Here is a 6924-nt window from a genome sequence, read left to right as displayed (position 1 = left end):
GGCCGGTTCCACCGCTTCGGCCGTTCGCCCATTGCTGACAAGGTTCACCGACAGGACGCGCAGTTGGTTAGCGGCCCACATCACGTCGGCATCTGCGGCGGCTGCAGCCTGACGGTAGGCCTGAACTGCTTTCTTGGCCTGCGGCATTGCCTCGTCCATCCGGCCGGCTGCCATGAGGCGGAGCACCAATTCGTGGCGTGCCGAGGCGAGCGTCGCCAGGTATTCGGTTCGGACAGCCGGTGGTGGGGTGAACCCGGCCAGCAGGTCGACTGCTGCCTGGGCCGGTTCCACCGCTTCGGCCGTTCGCCCATTGCTGACAAGGTTCACCGACAGGTCGAAGGCCGGGAGCCCCGTTGCAGGGCCACGAAGACGGTAACGGGGGAGCCGACACCGGTCCGTCGCCGGTCGACCGGCGGAAGACGGGCAGCAAACACCATCTGATCTGCGACGGACGCGGCACCCCGCTCAAAGTCATCACGACCGCGGCGAACGTCAACGATGTCACAAAGTCCGGGTTGCCCGCCCCGGACCCGCCAGAGTCCGGGGCGACAAGGCCTACGGTTCCCGGGTCAACCGCGCCTACCTGCGTAAACGCCGGATCATATGCACGATCCCGGAGAAGTCCGACCAGATCCGCAACCGCAAGAAGCTCGGTTCCCGAGGCGGCCGACCCCCGGCGTTCGACAAGGAAGACTACAAACAACGCCATGCCGTCGAGTGCGGCATCAACCGACTCAAGCGGCACCGCGCGGTGGCTACGAGGTACGACAATCTCGCCGTCCGGTACGAGGCAACGGTGCTGGTCGCAGCCATCAACGAGTGGCTGTGACCAGCATTTTCGCAACAGACCGCTAGAGTAACGAGCTCGTGCATGGTTGGCGGTGACCCGTCGAAAGGTGCAGATCGGCCGGGTGCTCACTGTCGCTGACTGGTCCCGCGGGTGACGGTCTGCTGGTGTGAAAGGAGTCCGGCGACGGCTTGGATCGTGTCGCTCATGTGCTCGCGTCGGCCCAGGTGCCGGGCGAGGGCTCGCCAGTTCTTGAGGTGTGCGATGCCGTGCTCGACGCGGATACGCCGTGAGGAATGCGCCTTGCGCTGACGCTCGTAGATCTCCTCGTACCACTCTGGCGGGTTCTTCTTGAACTTGCGGTGCGGTGGCGTCACGACACGGCCACCGGTCTGAGCACCCAGCCCCTGATAGCCGGCGTCAGCGAGAACCTCCACGGCCGGGCCGTTGACCAGGTGCTTGACCAGGCCCAACTGCCGGGCATGGGTGATGTCGGCACAGCTTGCCGGCTGGGCTGGACTGCAGAACAACACCCTGCCAGCAGAGTCGGTGAGGACCATGGTCTTCACGGCGTTCTGCTTGTTCTTGCCGGAGATGAACTTCTCCCGGTCCCTGTGGCCTGCGTCTGGCCGCCGGACTCGGATCTCGGTGCCGTCGATGATTGCGGTCTCTCCGCTGGCGCCGAGGTGGTCGATGACCTGGGCCAGGGTGCGGAGCCGGATGCCGGTGGCGACGGTGCAGCCCCGCTCGGCGAGCAGCGGCCGCACCTCGCCGATCGCCCGGGTGACCGTGGAACGGTCGACGCCGAACCAGCAGGCCAGCACGTCATGAGTGGTTGCGTGCGGAGATGGACGAGCGTGGCCAGGAGCCGGTCGATGAAGACCAGCCGATGCTTTGCGCCGGCCCCGACGGCCCGCTTTCGCGGCCTGGACTCCAGGCCCGCCTGATGCCGTTCATGCCATAACGGACCCACCTCGGCGACGAGTTCCGCGATCACCTCGGCCTGCAGTCCTGTGATCCGCCGGTCACTGACGATCGCTGCACGAGCCTCATTCCCCAGCACACGAACATGATCAGGGATCAAGCTCCAGCGTCGCACCGCCAACCATGCACGAGCTCGTTAGACAAGGCCGTCAGGGCCCTCAGCGGCGTGGTTGTCCTTCTTCACACCAAACTCAACTGCTGCCGGGGGCGCGCTGGTTACGCCGCTTCCGTACCCGCCTCGCGCGGCTACGGGCGTGAGGCGAACTCCCCGGCGGGTCGTTTATGCAGTCAGCCGCGGTCGGCGAGTTTGGTCAACTTCGCGCGCAGCGCTTCCGGCTTGCCACGAGCCGTCACCTCCAGGCCCCGCTCCTCGCCGACACCCTTGACCTGCACCGGGCCGTCGGCGGCCCGGACCACCGCCAGGATCGTGCGGAGTCGCCAGGCAAGGCGGCCTCGTCGGGAGTTTTCCCGCGGTGCGGGACCAGCAGCACCGCCCGCCCCGCCACCCGGGCGGGAGCCGGGGCGATGGCCGCGGCGCCTCCGTCGCGGCCCGGCCCTGCTCGGCCAGCCCAACCAGGACCCGCTCGGCGACCACGAGTTCCTCCCGCTCGGCCTTGACCTCGCGAAGCTGCTTGGCCAGCTTCTCGGCGAGCGCGTCCAGTTCACTGCGGCGAGCCGTGATCTGTTCCAGCTCTTGCATCCCCGCATCCTCACTGGGGGTTCGGCTTCCCGATCGGCGGCGTGGCCGCCACCGACGTCACCGGCGACGGCGTCGTGTCCCCGGGAGGGGTCGGCTTCGACATCTCCAGTCGGGTGGGGCTACTGACCTTGAACATCGAGCGCGCACGCCTGACGCCCCTCCTGCCGGAGCTGATGGACCGGCTCGACCGCGTGATCAGACGGCGCTATGCGCCAGTACGGGATCTCGGTCCGCGACCCGCAGCTGGCCTGTGCACCGGTGGACTCCCCGCAGGGCCGCGCCTGCCGTGATCCGCATCTCGTCCTCCCGATTCATCAGCTATGCCCTCGACGTTAGCCCTCCCAGCACGGCGAGTAGCCCCGTCCCCGGGAGCGACGTCACATGAGGGGATCGCTATCGGGTCTGTTCCGGCGTCCACCGAGCGCGACGACGTTGGTGCCCTGCTGTCGGCCGATCTCATCGCGCAGGGCACAGTTGTCGTGGTGTAAGGCCGCGATGGCGGTGGCTGCGGCCTTGAGCCGTTTCTCCAGGAGCGCGCATGTTCGGGTCTTGTCGGCCAGCTTCTTGCGTAACTTGCTGACCTCCTCGTCTCTGCGGGCCTCTCCGGCCGTGGTCTTGCCCTGCTCGGCGATGCGGGCATCCCATTCGGTGAGGATCGGCCGAGCGCGGTTCATGGTGGCCCGGCTGACCTGGGCTTCTCTCCAGAGGTTCTCCTTGGTGAGCCGTCCGTCGGTGCGCTGTGGCTTTCCGGCGAACAGTCGCTGCATGGCGGCCCTCAGTGCCTTCGCGGTGTCGGGCGCGACACCGTCGCAGGTCATACGGCTGCTGGCGGTCATGTGGTGGTGCCTCGGATCTTGTCGAGAACCGCTTCGGCGCGTTCGGCTTCCCTGGCGATCAGGGCTTTGCGGCAGGCGGGCAGGCCCGGGGTCTTGAGGAGCTTGAGCTGGGTGCGGTGGTGTGCGTCGTAGAACGGGGCGTGCTCGGTGCCGATCATGCTGTTGGGGCAGCGGTCAGGCCGACAGCGGTCTTCCAGCGGGCCGATATGCCCTTCGGGGATGATGGCGTTCTCCAGGCACACGGCGCCGGTCGGGTTTCGTTCGTCGAACAGGCAGTTGTTGAGTGCTCCGAAGCGGATGGTGATCCGGGCTTTGCGTAGGAGGTCGTCTTCGACGCGGGCGTCTCCGTGGCGGGCCTTGACGCTGGCCGCGATCTGGTCGAAGACGCCCTTGAGGCGTTCGGCTCCGGGGCCGAAGCCGATCTCCTGGCTTTGGGAGTGGGCCCCGTACAGGTCCTTGAGCCGGCGGAACCGGGCGGCGTGGACCGTGTCTTGAAGGTGCTTGGCCCAGGCGGAGTCAGGTGCGGTGTAGCCGCGGGTGGCGCGGTTGGCCAGGGCGCGGGCGGCGATGTGCTTGAGCTGCATGCCCAGCGCGATTTCGGAGCCGGCGAACTGGTCGGTGAGCATGGCCATCGTGCGGCGGAACATGTGGGGTCGGGCCTTGCCGTCGGGGATCGCAGTCAGCCCGGACCAGGTGAGGCCGGCGTTGACGAACGTGATGAACGAGTCGACCATGGCACCGCCGTCGAGCTCTTCGTTGACAGCCTTGGGCGTGAGCGGGGCGAAGACCCGCAGGGGGTGGGGGGAGACGGCCTCGGCGACCGCGATGGCCTCGGCGACCGGCTCGCTGATCCACCAGTGCTTGCGCGGTCGCCCGGGACGCCCCTTGACGAGGGTGGAGGCGACGGCGGGTGCGTTGTAGTGCTCGACGACGCTGCCCCGGACGATCTCTTGCAGTTCGGAGCTTCGCATCATCGACAAGGCCGCCACCAGCACGAAGGCGGCATCCCGCAGGATCGTTGGCAGACGGGACAGCTCGTAGATGTCGAAACCGGGGTGCCAAGGGCCGCGGCTGCCGTCCGGGCGGGTCACCTGGGTCAGTTCCACGGGCAGGCCGAAGGCGTACCGGCCGTCGGCCACCGCCCGCTGGACCTTTTCTCGCCGCCGTCGGCCCGCCGCGCAGTACGTCCCGAAGAACGAGCTGCTCTGCTTCTCCTTCACTCCCAGCAGCAGCGTCAGCATCACCCAGTAGACCTCGGGCGGCTGCCCCTCGACCGCGTGCGGGTCGTGGTGGCAGGGCACCTTGTTCGCCGGGTCGGCGAGCCAGGCTTTCAATTCCCCGTCCTTGTCGCGGGCATCGGCCGAGAGCCTTGCGGCACGGCGCAGTTCCTTGAGCATGTCCAGTGCGCGGAAGATGTCCGGGGCGAAGACGTGGATGTACGTCCATGCGGCACGGACCAGCGCAAACCACATGTCGGGCGGAATCGCTTTCGTGGACAGGGTGCCATCGCGCACGTCTTTGGCCACCTGTCCCGAGGGTTTGCCCGGCCACGGGTTGACACCCGGCCAGCCGCAGCTGAGCGCCGGGGAGAGCGTCGCCATCCGCTGGACGAAGCTCACATGCCTCGTCATCGTCCTCGGTTTCACTTCCCTCTTCAGTGCCTTGATGCGTCGGCGCAGATCGGCCTCACTCCAGCGGGAGGGGTCCTCGGGAAGGCCGTCCTCGCGGGCCCAGGTGATCACACCGCGCAGGCAGCTGATCTCCAGGTTGATGCTGCCGATGTCCCATGGGTCGAAGCCGAGGTGAAGCCCTGCAGCCTGGAGTGCCTCGTGGCCGGGGTTCGCCAGAATTATGATCATTTCGCGGGCGAGGAGATTCCAGGGCTCATCGGCGAGCACGCCGACCAGGCGGATCTTCCACCACGAGCGGTTGCGGTTGGCGGGCCGGCGCACGACACCGTTGAAGTCCATGAACTCGCTGTCGCCGAACAGCGGCATGCGGACCTGCGATCGGCGAGCCGCAGGCATCAGAGGGTGACTCTGGACAACGGGCTCGTCCGGGCGGAACAGGGACCGGGCGCTCTCCCGGGAACGCGGGATGATCATGCGTCGAACTCCACACGTGCGGCCAGCGGGAGGTCGAGTGAGACCTCACCCGCGGTGATGTGCTTCCGGGCGAGGACCTTCTCTTCCTCGGTGCGCTCGTCCATGGCAACTCGGAGGTTGATGTAGGACTGGCCCCACAGCCGGGTGAACGTCTTCGGGTCAAGCCGCTGGCGCACCGTCTCCAGGTGCTTGGCGAACAGCATCAGCTGCGGCAGCTGGCTGGGCAGCAGCCACGCGTTGCGGCACTCCAGGCAGCGCAACGGCGCCACGGCGCACAACTCGCCGGGCGGGCTGAAGGGCGAATCCCACGGATTCTTGCAGTGCGAGACGCCCATGTCGAGCTCGCCCTGGACAATGCCGTCCGCCTGCTCCTTGTCCAGCCCAAGTGCCTGCAGCCGTTCGCTGTCTTCGGCGATCTCGGCCGCGTCGGACGAGATCAGGGTCGGCCCCTGCACCGCCTGCTGGAACCAGTGGTCCTGGGCTGTGGTGATCACCTTGCCGGACAGGATCCGCAGCGTGGTGCCCTGGGCGTAGTACCCGGCGAAGGTCTCCTCGAGGTGGTCGTCGGCGGCGACGCTGATCCGGCCGCCGGAGACGATGGCCTTCTCGACCTTGGTGGACTTCCGCAGCCGCCCGATATGGGCCTCACCGTCGACCGTGACGCCGACCGCATGAAGCCAGTCGGTGAAACGTTGGCCCTGCATATTGGAATTCCAGCGGCCGAAGCGCAGGTCGTAGTACACAAGTGAAGGACGGACGAACAGGGTGTCGCTCACCTCCGGGCACCGCTCCCGGACCTTCTCCGTGACCGCCAGCAGCCGGCGCACGATCGCGCTCACCTCTCGGCGCGGCCCATCAAGCAACTCGCTCGCCGTCACCTCAACTTGATCGGCGTTCCGGGGCTCGCAGGCGTCCCGGAAGGCGCGATGGCGTACCCGCGAAGCGCGGTCCTTTACCAGTGTCAGGCGTACACCCTTGGGGAGGAACTCGATGTCCTGCGCGCCGAAGCCTGTGACCTCCTCCGAGGCGTGCCCGGTGGCGTCCATCAGCAGGACCCGGAAGGCGTGAAGATCGAGATTCGTGGGGTACAGGCGCGCGAGCAGCCGCAGAATCACATCCCGTCTGGCCCGACGCTTCGCTACCGTTCCGTCCGCTCTGAGCACCATCTCGCGCAACGCATCGGGCCACTGCGCGGTGAGCGTGGGGAGCACGTCTCCGATCTGCCGTGGCTCGATCACTCCCCGCGACAGCCCCCACAGCAGATCCGGCACATGGAGCCAGTCCCCGTCATCCGGATGCCCGCCCTGCGCCGCCAGAGCCCAGCCATCGGCGAGCCGCTTCTCCACGGCGTGCACCTCCTGCCACGCGGCCTTGACCAACGCCCGCTTGTCGGCCCGGCTGAACTCGTCCCGCTCCGAGGTATCCCCCCACGGTGTCAAGCAACGGCCGCGGGCGAACCTAAGGGTTGTCCCGTAAATGATCTTTGAGTTGCCCTGGGCAGGGGGCAGTCGC

The 6924-nt window shown here is 67.5% G+C and carries 8 protein-coding genes; 2 read left to right on the top strand and 6 right to left on the bottom strand.

Annotated elements, in window-relative coordinates:
* The coding region (locus ACFWBF_RS36510) for a hypothetical protein (RefSeq protein ID WP_385609150.1) at positions 1-327 on the bottom strand (327 nt) is incomplete at its 3' end.
* A gap of 115 nt (positions 328-442) precedes the next feature.
* Between ACFWBF_RS36510 and ACFWBF_RS36505 the strand changes: the two genes are divergently transcribed.
* Positions 443-829 carry a transposase gene (locus tag ACFWBF_RS36505; RefSeq protein ID WP_385609154.1) on the top strand — a complete coding sequence of 129 codons (387 nt, stop codon included), beginning with the start codon at positions 443-445 and terminating at the stop codon, positions 827-829.
* A gap of 86 nt (positions 830-915) precedes the next feature.
* On the opposite strand, the gene ACFWBF_RS36500 is transcribed toward ACFWBF_RS36505, so the two are convergent.
* The gene (locus tag ACFWBF_RS36500; RefSeq protein WP_385609153.1) at positions 916-1554 is read right to left on the bottom strand and encodes a transposase family protein; all 639 of its coding nucleotides are present in this window, start codon (positions 1552-1554) and stop codon (positions 916-918) included.
* Between the two features lie 505 nt (positions 1555-2059).
* The gene (locus ACFWBF_RS36495; RefSeq protein WP_385609149.1) at positions 2060-2188 is read right to left on the bottom strand and encodes a hypothetical protein; all 129 of its coding nucleotides are present in this window, start codon (positions 2186-2188) and stop codon (positions 2060-2062) included.
* A gap of 324 nt (positions 2189-2512) precedes the next feature.
* Here ACFWBF_RS36495 and ACFWBF_RS36490 point away from each other — a divergent pair, with 324 nt between their 5' ends.
* The gene (locus ACFWBF_RS36490) at positions 2513-2761 is read left to right on the top strand and encodes a hypothetical protein (protein WP_385609148.1); all 249 of its coding nucleotides are present in this window, start codon (positions 2513-2515) and stop codon (positions 2759-2761) included.
* 87 nt (positions 2762-2848) lie between these two features.
* Here ACFWBF_RS36490 and ACFWBF_RS36485 read toward each other — a convergent pair whose 3' ends face one another.
* From ACFWBF_RS36485 to ACFWBF_RS36475, 3 genes are all read right to left on the bottom strand, one after another.
* On the bottom strand, positions 2849-3307 hold the full coding sequence (locus tag ACFWBF_RS36485; protein ID WP_385609147.1) for a hypothetical protein: 459 nt from the start codon (positions 3305-3307) through the stop codon (positions 2849-2851).
* The gene (locus ACFWBF_RS36480) at positions 3304-5334 is read right to left on the bottom strand and encodes an integrase (protein ID WP_385609146.1); all 2031 of its coding nucleotides are present in this window, start codon (positions 5332-5334) and stop codon (positions 3304-3306) included. The genes ACFWBF_RS36485 and ACFWBF_RS36480 overlap by 4 nt, the downstream gene beginning before the upstream one ends.
* A gap of 74 nt (positions 5335-5408) precedes the next feature.
* Positions 5409-6924 (bottom strand): hypothetical protein (locus ACFWBF_RS36475; protein WP_385609145.1); only part of this gene is annotated, 1516 nt, incomplete at its 5' end.

Source organism: Streptomyces sp. NPDC060028 (genome assembly GCF_042736725.1).
Classification (GTDB): Bacteria; Actinomycetota; Actinomycetes; order Streptomycetales; family Streptomycetaceae; genus Streptomyces.
This window is presented reverse-complemented; position numbering and strand designations above follow the sequence as displayed.